The 16,050-nt window shown below is 62.9% G+C and carries 15 protein-coding genes; 3 read left to right on the top strand and 12 right to left on the bottom strand.

From position 1 onward, the window contains the following. Positions 1 to 6 precede the first annotated feature (6 nt). Entirely contained in the window at positions 7 to 828 is an 822-nt protein-coding gene (locus RID42_11165; protein ID MEQ8248226.1) for an alpha/beta hydrolase, read from the bottom strand. 4 nt (positions 829 to 832) lie between these two features. Further along, positions 833 to 1,684 carry a fumarylacetoacetate hydrolase family protein gene (locus RID42_11160; GenBank protein MEQ8248225.1) on the bottom strand — a complete coding sequence of 284 codons (852 nt, stop codon included), beginning with the start codon at positions 1,682 to 1,684 and terminating at the stop codon, positions 833 to 835. Positions 1,685 to 1,869: 185 nt separating this feature from the next. Here RID42_11160 and RID42_11155 point away from each other — a divergent pair, with 185 nt between their 5' ends. After that, the gene (locus RID42_11155; GenBank protein ID MEQ8248224.1) at positions 1,870 to 3,216 is read left to right on the top strand and encodes an NAD(P)-dependent oxidoreductase; all 1,347 of its coding nucleotides are present in this window, start codon (positions 1,870 to 1,872) and stop codon (positions 3,214 to 3,216) included. Positions 3,217 to 3,234: 18 nt separating this feature from the next. Beyond that, a complete protein-coding gene (gene preA, locus RID42_11150) occupies positions 3,235 to 4,500 on the top strand; it encodes an NAD-dependent dihydropyrimidine dehydrogenase subunit PreA (protein ID MEQ8248223.1) in 1,266 nt (421 codons plus the stop codon). 53 nt (positions 4,501 to 4,553) lie between these two features. Here the strand turns inward: preA and RID42_11145 are convergent, their stop codons facing one another. The 7 genes from RID42_11145 to RID42_11115 all read right to left on the bottom strand — a co-directional run bounded on the left by RID42_11145 (position 4,554) and on the right by RID42_11115 (position 11,872). After that, on the bottom strand, positions 4,554 to 4,733 hold the full coding sequence (locus RID42_11145; protein MEQ8248222.1) for a hypothetical protein: 180 nt from the start codon (positions 4,731 to 4,733) through the stop codon (positions 4,554 to 4,556). A 157-nt stretch (positions 4,734 to 4,890) separates the two neighbouring features. Then, a complete protein-coding gene (locus tag RID42_11140; protein MEQ8248221.1) occupies positions 4,891 to 6,024 on the bottom strand; it encodes a tetratricopeptide repeat protein in 1,134 nt (377 codons plus the stop codon). An 87-nt stretch (positions 6,025 to 6,111) separates the two neighbouring features. Further along, positions 6,112 to 7,437 (bottom strand): ATP-binding protein, encoded by a 1,326-nt coding sequence (locus RID42_11135; GenBank protein ID MEQ8248220.1) that lies wholly within the window; start codon positions 7,435 to 7,437, stop codon positions 6,112 to 6,114. A gap of 320 nt (positions 7,438 to 7,757) precedes the next feature. Then, on the bottom strand, positions 7,758 to 8,741 hold the full coding sequence (locus RID42_11130; protein MEQ8248219.1) for a 2-hydroxyacid dehydrogenase: 984 nt from the start codon (positions 8,739 to 8,741) through the stop codon (positions 7,758 to 7,760). 50 nt (positions 8,742 to 8,791) lie between these two features. Continuing rightward, positions 8,792 to 9,457, bottom strand: a complete 666-nt coding sequence (locus RID42_11125) for a TIGR02466 family protein (protein MEQ8248218.1) — start codon at positions 9,455 to 9,457, stop codon at positions 8,792 to 8,794. Positions 9,458 to 9,515: 58 nt separating this feature from the next. Further along, positions 9,516 to 10,757, bottom strand: coding sequence for an MFS transporter (locus tag RID42_11120; GenBank protein ID MEQ8248217.1), 1,242 nt, complete (start codon positions 10,755 to 10,757; stop codon positions 9,516 to 9,518). Between the two features lie 125 nt (positions 10,758 to 10,882). Next, entirely contained in the window at positions 10,883 to 11,872 is a 990-nt protein-coding gene (locus RID42_11115) for a phosphotransferase (GenBank protein MEQ8248216.1), read from the bottom strand. Between the two features lie 121 nt (positions 11,873 to 11,993). Between RID42_11115 and RID42_11110 the strand changes: the two genes are divergently transcribed. Beyond that, complete coding sequence (locus RID42_11110; GenBank protein ID MEQ8248215.1) at positions 11,994 to 12,371, top strand: VOC family protein; 378 nt, start codon at positions 11,994 to 11,996, stop codon at positions 12,369 to 12,371. Between the two features lie 3 nt (positions 12,372 to 12,374). Here the strand turns inward: RID42_11110 and RID42_11105 are convergent, their stop codons facing one another. Genes RID42_11105 through RID42_11095 form a run of 3 tightly spaced genes read right to left on the bottom strand, consistent with a single transcriptional unit; the run spans position 12,375 to position 15,917 of the window. After that, positions 12,375 to 13,649 carry an MFS transporter gene (locus RID42_11105; GenBank protein ID MEQ8248214.1) on the bottom strand — a complete coding sequence of 425 codons (1,275 nt, stop codon included), beginning with the start codon at positions 13,647 to 13,649 and terminating at the stop codon, positions 12,375 to 12,377. Positions 13,650 to 13,652: 3 nt separating this feature from the next. Beyond that, positions 13,653 to 14,924, bottom strand: coding sequence for an MFS transporter (locus tag RID42_11100; protein ID MEQ8248213.1), 1,272 nt, complete (start codon positions 14,922 to 14,924; stop codon positions 13,653 to 13,655). Positions 14,925 to 14,933: 9 nt separating this feature from the next. Further along, positions 14,934 to 15,917: a phosphotransferase gene (locus RID42_11095; GenBank protein MEQ8248212.1), complete on the bottom strand. Its 984-nt coding sequence runs from the start codon at positions 15,915 to 15,917 to the stop codon at positions 14,934 to 14,936. Positions 15,918 to 16,050: the final 133 nt, after the last annotated feature.

The raw sequence follows: 16,050 nt of genomic DNA, 5'->3' as shown, positions 1-16,050 counted from the left end.
ATTCGGTTAACGCAAGGTCAAGACGAAGTGATCGACAACTTTGGCGAATGCCGCCGGTTTGTCCAAGGGGACATGGTGGCCCGAGTCGGCGACGGCGGTGGTTGTCGCCTGGGGGATGTAACCCGCCAAGCGCTCCAACGCGTCCGCGGATGTGATATCCGAGTGTTCGCCGCGGACCAGTAGAGCGGGACACGCAACGGACAGGGCCTCGATACCGAAGGCGGCGCGACTTTCGGCGGTCTCGCTTTGCTCAAAATGACGGTATTCGACTTGCCGGTTGCGTAGCGGTCGAAACGAATGGTGCGCGTAGTGATCCTTCGCCGCGTCAGACCATCGGTCGCTGCGATCCAACGCCGCCCGTCCTGTTTCCAGATCGGCGTAGATCCGCTTGCGCGGGGCGAAGTTCGTCTTCGGGTCGATCCAAATGCCCGAATCGACGACGGCAATCCCGGCAACCATGTCGGGCCGTGCGTCGGCCATAGTCAACGCCATGTAGCCGCCTGTTGCGGTCCCGACGACAATCACGCGATCAATAGAAAGCGCGTCGAGAAAGTCCCAGATGTCGTCCACCAACGTTTCGATGCGGTAGCCGCTGGGCGGCGCGTCGCTCAGGCCATGACCGCGTAGGTCTGGTGCAAGGAATCGGTGGGACGCGAGCGCGCTCGCGTCGACAACGAAGTCCCACACCCGGGCATGGGACTTGTTGCCGTGCAGGAGGAGGACCGGCACACCCTCCCCGGGCCAATCGAGGTAGTGAAGCGAAAGGCCGCCAGGGATAGCACACCGGGCCTCTTGGGCCGGTCGCTGGAACACCGGCGGCAGGTTCACCGACTCAGCGCTCGTCGACGATGGGGTTGCGTAGGACGCCGATCCCCGAGATATCGATTTCGACGACGTCGCCCGGCTTCATCCACACCGGCGGCGTGCGGCCGGCGCCGACACCGCCAGTCGTACCGGTGGCGACCACCGTTCCCGGCACCAGGGGGGCGACCTTGGAGAGATATTCGATGAGGGTCGGGATATCGAATAGCAGATCGTCGGTCCGCGCCTCTTGCATAACGGTCCCGTTGAGCCGGGTTGTGAGGGACAGCGCGGTGGGATCGGGTATGGCGTCCGCGGTGACCATCCATGGCCCGATAGCCCCGGAATGCCAGAAGGTCTTCCCCGGCATGAACTGCGTCGTGTGACGTTGATAGTCGCGGATCGAGCCGTCGTTGAAGCAGGTGTAACCAGCGATATAGTCGAGCGCGTTCTTGGCCGCGATGTGCCGGCCAGAGCGCCCGATCACAAAGGCAAGCTCGCCTTCGAAGTCGAACTGTTCGGAGACCTTGGGCCGTACCATCGGTTGCTCGTGCCCAACCTGGGAATCGGCGTAGCGCGCGAACAGCATGGGGTAGGCCGGGGCGTCGCGCCCCATTTCCTCGATATGCGTCTTGTAATTCAGCCCAACGCAAATGATTTTGGGCGGCGCGACGATTGTCGGTAGATGCTCGACCTCGGCGTAGGGCACTTCGGCGGACTTGCCCGCGCCGGCCCGCATCAAATCGTCCAATCCACCGTCGGCGATCGCATCGCCGAGGCTGGACCAATGATCGGCGAACTCGCGGCCAAGGTCGGCAACCCCGTCGTCGAGCGCCACGCCATAGGTATCGTTGCCGTTATGCCGGTAGCTCAAGAGTTTCATCGATCATCCCCGTCGAGAAAGATCGCTCGGGTATAGCACTCCGGCGCCCGCACGCAACGGGATTGCGCGCATCTAACCGGCGGAGCGACTGCCTCGAAGGGACCATGCACGGGGTATTGCCACCTTTTTGACTGGCATTGCCGACCCGCAACATGCTGGTATTGCGTTTTGGTCGGTAGGGAACCATGGCAGAACAACGTGACATCGCCGCTGGACGCCTCGATGCGGCAGCCTATGCCGCTGGGTTCGAGACCGACGCCAGGGTTCCTCTCGACCGCCGGCGGGCCTTGATCGAGGCCAGCCGGTGCTACTTTTGCTACGACGCGCCCTGCGTCGAAGCCTGCCCCACCGGGATCGATATTCCATCCTTCATTCGCAAGATATCGACGGACAATATCCGCGGCGCAGCGCTCGATATTCTCGAACCCAACATTTTCGGCGGCGCCTGTGCGCGGGTTTGTCCGGTTGAGGAACTGTGCGAAGAAGCCTGCGTGCGCGACGCCCAAGAAACCAAACCCGTCGCGATAGGTTTGCTGCAGCGCTACGCCACCGATCTATTTTTCGAAACCGGCGAACAGCCGTTCGCGCGCACCGCAGCCACCGGGAAGAAGGTCGCCGTCGTTGGTGCCGGCCCTGCCGGCCTGTCATGCGCCCACCGGTTGGCCCGGCTCGGCCACGCCGTCACCGTGTACGATGCCCGCGACAAGCCGGGCGGCCTGAACGAATACGGCATTGCGGCCTACAAGGTGGTTGGCGGCTTCGCCCAAAGGGAGATCGATTTCATTCTTGGGATCGGCGGGATCTCGATCGAGACCGGCAAGACCCTCGGCAAAGACCTGACATTGGAGGGACTGCGGCGCGACTACGATGCGGTGTTCCTGGGCATCGGCCAAACGGGGGTGCGCGCCATCGAGATCGCCGGCGAGGACCTCGATGGCGTCGAACCGGCTGTCGATTTCATTGCACGGCTGCGGCAGGCCCCCGATCTCGCCGCGCTTGCCGTCGGTCGCCGGGTCGTTGTCATTGGCGGCGGCAACACGGCGATCGACGCGGCGATCCAGAGCCGCCGCCTCGGTGCCGACGATGTCACGATGATCTATCGCCGCGGCCCGGACGAAATGGGCGCCACAGACCACGAGCAGGAATTCGCGCAAACCGACGGAGTGAAGATCAAATATTGGTCCAAGCCTGTACGGTTCGTCGGCTCGGGCGGCGGCCTAACCGGCGTCGAGTTCGAACGCACCCGCATGACAGGTGGCAGAATCGAAGGCACCGGCGAGACCTATCTGGTCCCCGCCGACATGGCGTTGACCGCGGTGGGCCAGGTTCTGGTCGCCGACCCCGTTCAGGGAGGTGCGAAGGAGCCCCTCGACGTACGCGGCGGCCGCATCGTTACCGATGCAATGGGGCGCACGTCGCTCAAGGGCGTCTACGCCGGGGGCGATTGCATCGACGGAAAAGATCTGACGGTACAGGCCGTCGAGGACGGTAAGATTGCCGCGCGCGCCATCGACGGCGACCTGCGCGGCTGAACGAGAGAGGAACCCACCATGGCCGACCTGCGCGCAAACTTTGCCGGGATCAAATCGCCCAATCCTTTTTGGCTCGCCTCGGGCCCCCCAACCGACAAAGCCTATAACGTCGAACGCGCCTTCGAAGCCGGTTGGGGCGGCGTGGTTTGGAAGACGGTCGGCGAACCGGTCGTGAACGTGTCGTCGCGCTACGGCGCCAACGGCTACAACGGCACGCGGGTTGCCGGATTTACCAACATCGAACTGATCAGCGACCGCCCGGTCGCGGTGAACCTGCAGGAAATCAAAGACGTGAAAAAACGGTGGCCGGATCGGGCTATCGTCGTGTCGCTGATGGTCCCGTGCGAGGAACCCGCGTGGGAAACCATTCTCCGCCAGGTGGAGGACACCGGTTGCGACGGCGTGGAGCTGAATTTCGGCTGTCCACACGGCATGTCCGAACGCGGCATGGGCGCCGCAGTCGGCCAGGTGCCCGAATACGTCACGATGGTCACCGAGTGGGCCAAGAAGCACACCCGTTTACCGGTGATCGTGAAGCTGACGCCAAACGTCAACGACGTCCTGTTCCCCGCCCAGGCGGCGGTAGATGGCAAGGCCGACGCCGTTTCGCTCATCAATACCGTGGCCTCCGTCATCGGTGTCGATCTCGATACGATGTCGCCGCTACCCGAGGTCAACGGCAAGGGGAGTCACGGCGGCTATTGTGGCCCAGCGGTCAAGCCGATCGCCCTGCGCATGATCGGCGACATCGCCCGCGAGTTCGGATCGGGTTTGCCGATTTCAGGAATCGGCGGTATTTCAACGTGGCGCGACGCCGCCGAACATATCGCAATGGGTGCCGGGACCGTTCAAGTCTGCACCGCGGCCATGCATCAAGGGTTCAAGATCGTCGAAGACATGATCGACGGCTTGTCGAATTGGATGGATTCGAAGGGCTACCGCACGATCGACGATGTGCGCGGACGCGCCGTCGAGAACTACGTTCGGTGGGAAAACCTCGACATCAACTACGAGATTGTCGCGCGGATCGACCAGGATGCATGCATTAAGTGCGGGCTGTGCCACATCGCCTGTGAGGATACGGCGCACCAAGCGATTACCGCGCGCAGTAACGGCGTTCGGCGCTACGAAGTGGTCGATGCGGAATGCGTGGGCTGCAATCTATGTATGTTGGTCTGTCCGGTAGATAACTGCATCACGATGGTACGTGTCGATAACGGACGCCCCTATACCCCGTGGACCGAGGATCCCCGCAACCCGGCCAACCGGCAGGCCGCAGAGTAACCGGCGACCTGACCGCGGATAGGTCAGAAGCCGCGCCGCGGATTTGTCACGGGTTAAGCGGCGCGGCGGATCTCCTGTCCGTTGTGCGTATCCAGCCCCGTTTCGATTATCGTTTGGATCATATCCGAGAGCCGCACGCCCTCGCGGTAGGCGGTCGCCTCCAGCCGCGCGATAACGGCCTCCGGCAGTCGCACGTCCAAGGGAACCAGTTTGTCGCGTGTCGTGTGATACATCGTTTCCAACTCTTGTATGGGCGCCGCCTCAATTCGGTACAGGCGTCCCGCTTCATCATCCGCCTTCCAGTACAGGAGGTTCATGACGAGTGGGTGACAGCAACCGGGCGAAACCAAGGCAAATGGCCGCCCACCGGGTGACGGACGTGCCCGACGTTCAAAGGCTACCGCGGCGACCCGCCAGGACTGCGCCACCGACATGTCGACCGGCCGCGAGGTCTGCGCCCTTGGGAAACGGTCGCGACCGCGCGATCTGAAAGACCGAATCGTGGGCGAGAGCGACCGGACGGATACGAGGCCAGATTTCCTGACGGAGGAAAACCTGATCGGCCCAGCGGCCGCCGTACTGCGTCATTTGGGCCTCGATCATCGGACCCAGCGCCGGCAGAACGCCGGCAACGCCGCCCCACATCCCCGCGAGGACAAGTTCGATATGGGCCGGGCTGTCCCGCATGACATGGAAAGCGCTCCCCTCGTCGATCCACTCGGCGACGGCTGCCGCCTCGCGCGCGTTGAGCCGGGCGTCGCAGTCACGGCACAAAAATCGGTCGATGGTCGGATCGTTCGCTGCCTCGAAGCGCCAGAATGCCCCCCGCGCCGCCTGTGGCGGTTTCGGCCGGACGACGATCTCGGCGCCAAGTTTCTTCAGAACGCCGACGACAGGCTGTGGAACCGTGGAATCGACATAGAATCGCGCGGTCCAACCGGGGTAGACGGTACCGACGAGCTCGGCGTTTTCGAGCGCGCCAGCAAGATATTCTCCGCCGCTCCCCCACAGCGAGAAAGCGATGACATTGCGTGCCGGCGCATCGGCTCGGAACGGTGGAACCACTATTGCGTCCGCCCGAAGGGGAACCACCCCCGCGCGGGCGACAGCCTGACGATCCTTCATCGCCAAGGCGTGTTGCCCCGCGTTTACCGCTTCGCCGCGCTGTCCAAGCCGGTGCAGCACCGTGGCGACATTGGCCGCCGCCGTCGCATCGTTAGGCGATAGGTCAAGCGCGCGGCGCAGAACCGGTAGTGCTTCGTCATAGCGGCCGAGGTCGCGCAACGCGCCGCCGAGGTTCTGGTGAAACGACGCCTCTTTCGGCCGCAAAGCAATTGAGCGCGTCATCATTTTCAGCGCCTCGTCGCGTTGGCCGCCCTGGAACAATACGACGCCGAGAAAATGGATGCTCGGCGCGTGATCCGGGGCCACCTTCAAGATATCGCGGAACACCGATTCGGCGCGGCCAGGCGACCCTTGTCGCAGCGCTTTGATTCCTTCCGCAAACGCCTCGTCGGGAGTCATCTCCGCCCCCTAAAAAGGCCGAACAACCTGAAAGCTCCACCTACGACGCGGGGGATCGCCGCGCCACTCGGCCAAACCGGCACCGCCCTACTCGGCCGCGAGGCGCTTTGGGCTTGTCGCGGCGATCGTCTTGGGAATGTCGAAGTAGAAGATCGATCCTCCACCTGGGGCCGGCTGGTACCCAATCGTGCCGCGATGACGATCGACGATGAGTTTGCAGATGTGGAGACCAAGGCCGGTGCCGCCGTGTTTGCGCGCAGTCGACGCATCGGCTTGGGAAAATTTCTCGAATAGATGCGGCCGAAACTCCTCCGAGATGCCCGGACCGCGGTCGGTCACAGAGACGCGCACCGACGTTTCGGCAGAAACGACACGCACGACCACATCCGTGCCGCGGGGCGAGAACTTGATCGCATTCGCGAGAAGATTCACCAAGACCTGCAAGAGTTGGTCCCGGTCGCCCTCGGCATGAACAGGGGTATGTGTGTCGAGCACCGAGAGGCTGACCCCTTCGCCATGCGCTAATCCAATAGACTGATCTACCGCCAGCCGAACCAACGAGATGAGGTCAACGGATTCTCTGCGGAGCGAAGAGCGACCGGCTTCGATACGCTCAATGTCGAGAATATCGTTGATCAATCGAATGAGCCGGTCGCTGTTGTTCGCGGCGATCGTGACGATTTCCTGGGCTCGTTCGGAAATGTGTCCGACCATGCCCGATTCGAGGAGGCCAAGGGCGCCTTTGATGGAGGTTAATGGCGTCCGCAATTCGTGACTGACCGTCGAAACGAATTCGTTCTTCATTCGCTCGATCTGTCGGCGTTCGCTGACGTCGAGGACGGTCAGTTGAACCGCCTCGACCCCGTCCCAAATGACATGCTGGATATGACTTTCGACCCACACTTCGCTCCCGTCTTTACGGAACGCCGGGTGTATGGCCTCGCGGGCACGACCGAGTTGACGGCTTTCTTTTGATCGTTCGAGCGCCGCCGTGCGTGCCGCCTCGGGCAACATCCAACTCATCGTGCCGGATTCGAGCGCTTCGGCCACCGATCCAAAGCCAAAGATGTCGGCAAAGGCCCGGTTGCAATAGAGCGGCTCGAAATTGCGTTGAATACAAATGCCTTGGACCGACCCCTCGGCGAGGTCCCGAAACTTCGCTTCATTGTCGCGGGCCCTAAGTTCCGCGCGTCTCGCCCGATCCAACGCCGCGAATACCGCCAACCAAATCGGCACGGCCACAACCAACGGAATAATGGCGAGAAAGACGCCATTCGCCGGTCGTTCCCTATATCCGGGAAGATCGAATACCCAGAAGGAGAGAAGCGCTACTGCATTCAGAACGAGGGTGAACAAGACGCTTGCCAGCACCGCACTGGGCCAGACGCCGAGTCGAGTGGGGACGTTGGACATCGCGCGGTTCAGCCGCTCGGTGAGCTTCGGTCGGTCTTGGCCAGCGTTTGAAGTCGACAGTTCCAATCCCCTTAAACGACGCGTGTCGGCCCGTCGCAGGATACTGTCATTTAGGGCCCAGGGGTAAAGGGCGGTCCCCCTCCAGGGCCAGCGGGGGGACCGCCTTACAAAATTTACTACGCGTCGTGGTTACTCAATGCCGCAGTATTCCACGGGTTTCGGGAGTTGGCTGTGACCGTCGTCACGGCGCGCGTCCTTTCCCCAGCCTTGGCCCCGCTATTTCTAACTGGGTCGCGCATCCAGCGTCGGAAATGCCGGGTTCAGGGGCGATCGGCCTCGGTGACAAGGCGCTCTGCGGTACCGGTTTCCAGGTAGCGGCAGACGTTGGCAACCGCATGACGGGCAGCGTTGACGAAATAGGTACCGGTCGTGGCCGAGTTATGCGGCGAGCCGATCACGTTCGGCAAATCGATAAACGGATAGGCCGCGCTGAATTTGCGGTCGGGATACGGTTCCCCCCACCAGGTGTCGATGCAGGCGTAGAAGGATGGGTTTGCCTGGAGGTGCTCAAAGAGCGCCGCCTCATCGATCACCGCGCCGCGGGCGACGTTGACCAGCGTTGCATCGCGTTTCATCGATGCCAGGGCCTCGCGATCGATCAAGTCCCGCGACTGCGCGTTCAGACCAAGGGAGAGCACAATGATATCGGCCCGCGGGAGCAGCTCGTTCAACGACGCGAGCGTTCCGATCGTATCGACCGGCTCGTCGGTTCGCCCGCTGCGATTGACTGCCTCGATCCGAACGTCGAAAGCACGCAGAAGTTTCGCCGTTGCCTTGCCGATCCCGCCGAACCCGACAATCAGACAAGTGTCCCCGCGCAGTTCACGGGTCCCGTCGGCTTGCATCCACGCGCCACGCGCCAGTGCCTGGTGCCGGCCCAGTAGATCCTTTTTGGCCGCCAAAATCATTCCAACGATGTGCTCGGCCATCTGCGGCGCGAAAGCGCCGCCGTTGTGGGCGACCATCGCGCCGGGCGGCAGGCTATCGAAGGGGAGCTGATCGACGCCGGCGATCATCGTCTGAATAAGCTTGCCCACAATCAGCTTCGGATCGATCCAGCTCAAATCCGATTTGAATCCGCGCACCACAACGGCCTTTGCCGACGTAAACGCATCGATGCGCGCGGCGTCTTCGAGCGAGGGCAGGAACACCACACCGGCTTTCCCGGCCAGTCCATCGTCGAATTCCCGGCGGACGCGTTCATCCTCGGGGTTGAAGGCAATCGCAACGACAGGCAGCGGCATATCGAGGGTCCTCGGGTTCAGGCGGTGTGCGCGATTTGGCGCGTTGCGCGTTAAGCGAGCAAGGGATTTAGGGCCGGCGTCGCAGAGAAGTTGATGGCGATCGATATCCGGACGCTCTTCCCAAGGTAAGGCCGGACCCCGTGACTAAGGAAGGACGGGAAGATCACCATCATGCCGCTTCGCGGCGTGATCGACTCGGATGCCCCGAGGGATTGCCCGCCGGGAAAACTAAACGCGAGCAGCGGTGCGTGCATCGCCGGTCCGACACCGCGCGGATCGGCGAACTCAAGCTGACCGCCAAGGGCCGGGTCGTCGGCGATCCCGCCGTCGGCGACGTAGTAGACCGCCGACCAAAAACAGCCGGCATGGGTATGGTACTCGTTGCCATGGTGCAGGCGGTTGACGTTGGCCCACGCGTTGATGTGCCAGTCGACCTTCACGGCCCGGCCATGTCGATCGGCAGTCAACCGGTCGACCAAGGCGCGGGCTTGGCCGACGAGCGATGCCGCGGTGGGGCCGCCCCATGACAAGAACTCGGTGTCTGATTGCCAACCGCCCAAGTTGCTGTGCTGGGTCGAGGGATGGGATTTCTCGCGCGCCAGGACGATTTTTTCGAGGGCCGGGCTGAGCGTCACGCTATCGGGCAGGACCGTCGCCAAGACCGGGGTCTGGAACAGTCCGTTGACGTGGACTTCTTGCTTGGGCGGAGTGGACATGACCTCAGTTTAGGCGGCTTGGACGGCAGGCAACAGGCGGCGGCGGGCTTTTTCGGCGCTAGGGTGCAGAGTCGGTGGGCGCCCGCGGATCCATGTCGGTAGCGACCGGCACGGGCCGCAACATCGGTACAAAGTCCTCGCGATCGGTCGCCGCGACCGGGCCGCGGCGGCCCATGCGGTACATCGCAAACCCCGCCAACGCGAGGTGGGCTACAGCCGTCCACAGGAACAAAAAGCGCGGCCCAAGTTCGGACATCAACGCGGCAGCCAAGATTGGGCCGCTCACAGCGCCCAGTCCGTAGTAGAGCAAGAGCCCGCTGCTCGCCGCGACGAAGTCTTTGCTTTGAACGTGATCGTTGGTGTGCGCAACGCACAGCGAGTAGATCGACAGCATGAAGACGCCGGTCACCCCGCCCCAGACCAGCGTCGCCAAGGAACCGCCTGGCCAAACGACCATCAGTACGCCGCCCAAACCCGCCGCCAGGCAGGTTACGACGATGGCTTTGCGACGGTCCCAACGGTCCGACAGGCGCCCGATCGGCCACTGGCCAACCGCCCCGCCTAAAACGAAGACGCTGACAAAGACGGCGGCAAGCGCCGTCGATCCGAGCTGCTCGGCGCCGAAGACCGGTCCGAGCGACCAGAATGAGCCGTTCGCGATGCCGACAAGCACGCACCCCACAGTGCCGAGCGGCGAAATTCGATAGAGCGCGAGAAGGCTCAACGGTTCGGTCGGTTCCGCCACGGGGGCCGTCGTCCGCGACAACGCTACCGGCACCAGCGAAAGGCACACGGCCAGGCAGGTTACGAGGAACGGCGTCACCGCCCCGACTTCCATCACCACCATCAGCAACTGGCCCGTCATCAGCGCAACGAAATTCACGACCATGTAGACCGCGAAGAGCCGTCCGCGGGTCTCGTTCGTCGCTTGATGGTTGAGCCAGCTTTCTATGACGATGTAGAGACCCGCGACGGCGAAACCGGTTACCATACGAGCGGCGATCCAGACCGGCAGGTTGACCGCCAGCGCATGGACCAGCACGGTCGCCGCGCAAATCGCCGCCAATGAGGCAAAAAGCCGAATGTGGCCAACGCGCTCGACCAGCCTCGGCGTCAGCAAACATCCCGCGATGAACCCAAGGAAGTAACCGCCGCCCATCACGGCGACGCCATAGGTAGAGAATCCTTCGGCAACACCACGCAGGGGCAGAAGCACACCCAACACGCCGGTCCCGACCACGAGCCCGGTCACGCCGAGTAGCAAGGCGGATACGGGCAAGATAGCTAAGGGCGTCGGCAACGGCGGACTCGCTTAGGGAACTGAAGGGGCGCTAGTAGCGGTGTTCTAACAGCAATCGGCCCCATTGGCCCAGGGCCGTTGTCGAATTCCTTGGACGCAAATCGCTTTTTCGCGGTGCAGAGTCCCTAAAGCAGTTTGGCGTCGTCGACATGGCGGCGCACGCTTTCGGCGAACCAGTCGAAGCCTGGAAAATGGAACGCGACATGGCCGATCGCGTTGACCGCGCGTGAAAAGCCGCACAGGTACTGAAACTCCTTGCCGACCAGGAACAGCGGGATATGGCTGCGCTCGAGATCGGAGAGCGGCCGCACCGTCTCGTACCCCTCCAAGAACACCTCCCACAGCGACATCGGCAAATCGTTCTTCTCGATCGACCAACGGTAGCTCATGAGTTCCTGGGCGAAATAATCCAGGCCGCAGGCATCGAAATCCATGATGGTTACGTCGTCATTCGCCCGCACGAACGCATTGTGGATATGGAAATCGCCATGGATAGCGCCCGACGGTACGTTCCCCGCCGTCCTCACCGTGCGGTACCCCGCCGTCACCGCGTCGGCCACCTCGCGGTAGTAGGCGAGGTCGTCGGGGCGATGGGCGGCCAGTTTTTCAAGGTAGGGAAAGGAACTCGCAATTCCCTTTTCGCGGTCGATCAAGCGCGCCTCTTTCGTCCGGTCCCAGCCTTCCGAAAGTTTATGAATCTGACCGAAGATCACGCCCATCTTGCGCGACACCGACGCGGTCGGGTCCGACGAGAACGCCTTACCTTCGACGAACCGAAATAGAGCGACGGGGCGCTCGCCTTCGGGACCAGCGACGATCAAGTGACCCGATCCGTCCGCTCCGCGCTGCGGTACCGGCAGAGGAATCCCCCCCGCATCTAGGTGCAGCATAAAATCCATTTGGTAGTCGACCTTGTCGACAGGCGTCGTACCCGGTCGCCAAACCTGCGCCACATACTTTTTTCCGGCTGCACGGACGAGGTAAAAATCGTTCATCCCTCGGTGCAGCAGTTCGCAAACGAATGGGGTGCCCAATCCATAGTGGGCGTTGATCGCTTCGCCCAACGCGACGGCGTCAAGAATGGTATGGGCCGCCGGAATAACGTGTTGGTTCATCGTTCCTCCCCTGTATCTCATCATCCTACCCGGCGCCGCCCCCGACGCAATGCTGGCATAGTGCCGACAGCGCGCAAGGGCGGGGCGCGCTACACTGATGCCGCACCGAAGGAGGGTTCCCATGACCGACGCGACAAGTCCGTTCCTCAACCTTCAAACATGCATTTACCGGGTCGCCGATTTGGACGCTGCAAAGGCGTGGTACACCGAGGTTCTCGGCTCTCCACCCTCGTTCGACGAATCCTTTTATGTCGGCTTCAGTGTGTCGGGCTACGAGCTTGGCTTGATGCCCGCTGAGACTGCGCCGCCGGCGACACCGACGATGCTTTGTTATTGGGGCGTCGGCGACGCCGAAGCCGCCTATCAGCGATTACTGGGTTTGGGAGCAACCGCGCTGGAACCCCCGCACGATGTCGGCGGCGGCATCGTCGTGGCGGCCGTGTTCGACCCATTCGGCAACCCGTTTGGCGTGATTCTTAACCCGCACTTCACCAAGTAAACGTCAATTCGCACCGGCCAGGAGAGCCGCCCGGCGTTCGGCTGCGCGATGGGCGAACAGCAGCAGCACCAGGGCGCCGCTGATCGCGATCATCATCCACAGGGCGCCGTCGAACCCACCGGTAAGGTCCGAAACCATGCCGATCGTAAGCGGCCCAAGGACGCCGCCGATCTCGGCAGCCGAGAAAAACAGACCACCTGCCGCGCCCATATGTTGGGCCTCCACGCCGCGGGTCTCCATCAAGATGAGCATCGCCACGGCCATCAAAGAACCGCGCCCCAGCCCCTGCACGATGAGCGAGGCGACGATGCTCGGCATCGCCGGGCTGAACAGTAGGATCGCGCCGAGGGCGATGCTGACGAACAAAATCAGCAGAATCGCGAACCGGCGGCCCGGTGTGGCCAAGCGCGGTACCACCAGCGACCCGACGATCCCGACGATCACGGGTAACGAGGCCCAGAGACCCGCCGCCGAGGGCGCCATGCCACCGTGCCGCAGCAACTCGGGCAGCCAGTTTCCCATGCCGTGATAGAAGAAAAATATCCCAACGCTCATCATCAGCACGAGTACGACAGACGGAATCCGCAGCAGCGTACCGAAGACCGCGATCTGCTCGCCCATCGAGCCACGGCGCCGGTGCGTGGCCTCGACGGCGCGGTTGATCGGGTTCATCGCCACGAGCAGCCATGCGAATCCAGCGGCGACCACCAAGCCGGCATGAACCAGTAGGACCGAACGCCATTCACCGCCCACCAACGGCAGCAGCACACTATTGGTCAACGAGAGCGACAGGACACTGCCGAGCGCAGGGCCGGTGATATAGATGCCCATCGCGAGGCCGCGTTCGGGGCCTTTGAACCATTGCGCAATCGCCTTCGGCGCACCGATGGAAATCAGCGGGCCCCCGATCCCGAAAATTCCGACCGCGAGGAACATGGTCCAGAAATCGGGTGCGACTGCACGCAGTCCCCCCGACGTCGCCATGATCAACGCAGCCAGGAACAACGACCATTTCAGGCCAACCCGGTCGACGAACGCACCGCATGGGATTGCCACAACGATATACACCAGGGGCCATGCTCCCAGGATGCTGCCCATCGCGGTGTGACTGATCTCGAGATCCGCCGTGATGCGCGCGACGAGCGGCGCCATCGATGCCGATAGCAATCCGAACGAAAAATAGATTAACCAGACGCCCCCCAGCATGGCCCAACGAAACGGGTGTCCGGCCGGATCGATCACGCGGGCGTCGCTGGGTGTACTGGTCAGAACCGTCATTCCTTAGGTTACCGCGGCGACATGCGGTGCGTCGCGTTCGACCGCGCGCCGATGTAGGCCGAGCAAGATGATAAGCGCGACACTAACCCCTGTCAGGACGAAAAGGGGTGCCGCAAACGTCCCGGTGATATCGAAGAGAACGCCAAAGCTCAATGGCCCGAAGACGCCGCCGATCTCGGCCGCCGTAAAGAAGAGCCCGCCCGCCGCACCGATTTGATGGGCGGCAATACCCTTGGTTTCCATGAGCATCATTAGGGCGACAGTCATCAGGGCGCCGCGCGCGATCCCGTGGCCGATAAATGCGCCGCCCAGTGCGATCGGGTTCGACGACAGCAGAAGCACCGCCCCCAACCCAACACACACGAACAGCATCAACAGAATGACGCCGCGCCGCTCGGGCGTCGCTAGGCGGGGAATGAGCAAAGACGCGGCGACCCCAACCGCGACCGGCGCTGCGGCCCAGAGGCCGGCCTGCCCCGGCGCCAATCCATGGGCGATGAGAATTTCGGGCAACCAATTCGTGGTGGAATCGTAGAAATAGAACATGCCCATACTCATCAACAGAATGAGCACTACCGCGGGGATACGTAGCAGATAGCCGAATACCGCGATTTGTTGGCGCACGGTGCCCCTGCCCGCCTCGTCCGCGCCGGTATCCGCGCGGCGGAACGTTTTACGGCGCGAAATGGCATACCAGTACGCGCCGCCCACCCCCGTAATCGCCGCGTAGAAAAAGAGCACCAGCCGCCAGTTACCGTCGGCGAGCGGCATCAAGACAGTGTTCGACAAAGCGAGGGCGGCGACACTGCCAATCGATACGCCGGTGAAGTAGATCCCCATCGCCAAGCCGCGCTCGCGTCCGACGAACCACTTAGCGACTGCTTTGGGTGCCGTGATCGAGAGCAACGGACCGCCGATACCGAAGAGGGCGATCGCGAAAAATAGGCTCCAGAAATCGACAGCAGCGACGCGGGCGAGCGCCGAGGCCGACATCACCGCTGCCGCGATGAGGAGCGCGCGCCGCGTCCCGATCCGATCGACCAGCGCGCCGCACGGGATGGAGGCGAAAACATAAAAGAGCGGCCACGCGCTCAGAACCGTCCCCATCGCCGAGTAACTGAGGCCAAGATCGACGCTGATCGGACCGACCAGGGGCGCCAGTGCATTGATCTGGAGACCGAAGGAAAAATAGATCAACCAGATTCCACTCAGAACGACCCAGCGGTAGGGGCTATCGTGCGCCGCGGGCTGCGGCGGGTCGGTCTCGGCGATCATCCGCGCCGGTTAAAGAATGCCCAGAGCGCCGATGTGGCGGCGGGTGCGCTCGGCAAACCAATCCAAGTCGGGATTGAGCAGCGGCGTGTGGCCGACGGCGTTCACGTTGTTTGCAAAACCGATCAAGAAGCGCAGCTCTTTGGCCGCATAGAATAGAGGAAGCAGCGCGCGTTCGGCCGCCCCCATCGGTCGTTCGCTCTCGTAGCCCGCGACGAACGATTCGTTGACGGCTGGGTCGAAGCCGCCGATGTAATCGTTGGCCCAGGTGAAGCTGACGATCTCCGCGGCCCAATGGTCGACACCGCAGTTGTCGAAATCGAGCAGTGTGATCTCGTCGTTTTCGATGAAGGCGTTGTGGCAATGGAAGTCGCCGTGACTCGGCCCCTTCGGTGCGTCCTTTTCGGGAAGCTTTTTCAACGCAGTGGCCATCGCCTCTACCGCGCGCGCGTACCACGCGCTATCGCCTTCGCGGTGGGCCACCATGCGTTGTAGCGCGGGAAGTCCACGACGGAGCTGGCCCGCACTGTCGATCTGACGCACGGCTTTCGGCGCGAATCCCTTGGCGGCCAGGTGCAAGCGCCCAAAAAGGGCCCCCAGGCGGTGCGCGATCGCCGGGTCCGGGTCCTCCGCGAACGGCGTACCGGCGACCCAACGAAACAGCGATAGGTGGCGCTGACCCTCGGGGGCCAGAAGCGGCACATAGAGGGTACCGGCGCGGGTCGGCACCGCTTCGGGAACGGGGAAGCCAGCCGCATCGAGGAAGTTCAAGAAGGCCGTCTCGTACGCCACATCCGCTTCGCTCCGGAACCCTGCCCGCCAGACCCGGCTGGCGTAAGTCGTCTCACCGCCGCGGACGAGGTAGACATCGTTCATACCCCGAGTCAGCAGTTCGCAATGGACGGGCTGCGGCAACTCGTAAGCGTCGGCGATGAGATCGCGCAGCGCCGGCGAATCGAGAATCGAATGCGCGATCGGCAGTACCTTGGTAGCCATGGGCGTGATCCTTGGATAGCGGGACGGAAATAGGAAGGTCGCGGCGGACGCGCAGGAGTGTATGCGCCCGGGTCAACCGATCCAATCGACTTGATCGGCGGCGCCCACGCTGCGCCGCAGCCCACAGTTTCGT

It is taken from the genome of Alphaproteobacteria bacterium (assembly GCA_040216735.1).
Lineage (GTDB): Bacteria > Pseudomonadota > Alphaproteobacteria > SHVP01 > SHVP01 > CALJDF01.
The sequence above is the reverse complement of the archived record's forward strand: the minus strand, read 5'-3'. Positions and strand labels throughout refer to the sequence as shown.

Excerpts from the sequence above, each read along its gene's own strand:
- RID42_11160 (MEQ8248225.1), bottom strand. The coding sequence starts at position 1,684 with ATGAAACTCTTGAGCTACCGGCATAACGGCAACGATACCTATGGCGTG.
- RID42_11155 (MEQ8248224.1), top strand. The coding sequence starts at position 1,870 with ATGGCAGAACAACGTGACATCGCCGCTGGACGCCTCGATGCGGCAGCC.
- preA (MEQ8248223.1), top strand. The coding sequence starts at position 3,235 with ATGGCCGACCTGCGCGCAAACTTTGCCGGGATCAAATCGCCCAATCCT.
- RID42_11145 (MEQ8248222.1), bottom strand. The coding sequence starts at position 4,733 with ATGTATCACACGACACGCGACAAACTGGTTCCCTTGGACGTGCGACTG.
- RID42_11140 (MEQ8248221.1), bottom strand. The coding sequence starts at position 6,024 with ATGACTCCCGACGAGGCGTTTGCGGAAGGAATCAAAGCGCTGCGACAA.
- RID42_11135 (MEQ8248220.1), bottom strand. The coding sequence starts at position 7,437 with ATGTCCAACGTCCCCACTCGACTCGGCGTCTGGCCCAGTGCGGTGCTG.
- RID42_11130 (MEQ8248219.1), bottom strand. The coding sequence starts at position 8,741 with ATGCCGCTGCCTGTCGTTGCGATTGCCTTCAACCCCGAGGATGAACGC.
- RID42_11125 (MEQ8248218.1), bottom strand. The coding sequence starts at position 9,457 with ATGTCCACTCCGCCCAAGCAAGAAGTCCACGTCAACGGACTGTTCCAG.
- RID42_11115 (MEQ8248216.1), bottom strand. The coding sequence starts at position 11,872 with ATGAACCAACACGTTATTCCGGCGGCCCATACCATTCTTGACGCCGTC.
- RID42_11110 (MEQ8248215.1), top strand. The coding sequence starts at position 11,994 with ATGACCGACGCGACAAGTCCGTTCCTCAACCTTCAAACATGCATTTAC.
- RID42_11105 (MEQ8248214.1), bottom strand. The coding sequence starts at position 13,649 with ATGACGGTTCTGACCAGTACACCCAGCGACGCCCGCGTGATCGATCCG.
- RID42_11100 (MEQ8248213.1), bottom strand. The coding sequence starts at position 14,924 with ATGATCGCCGAGACCGACCCGCCGCAGCCCGCGGCGCACGATAGCCCC.
- RID42_11095 (MEQ8248212.1), bottom strand. The coding sequence starts at position 15,917 with ATGGCTACCAAGGTACTGCCGATCGCGCATTCGATTCTCGATTCGCCG.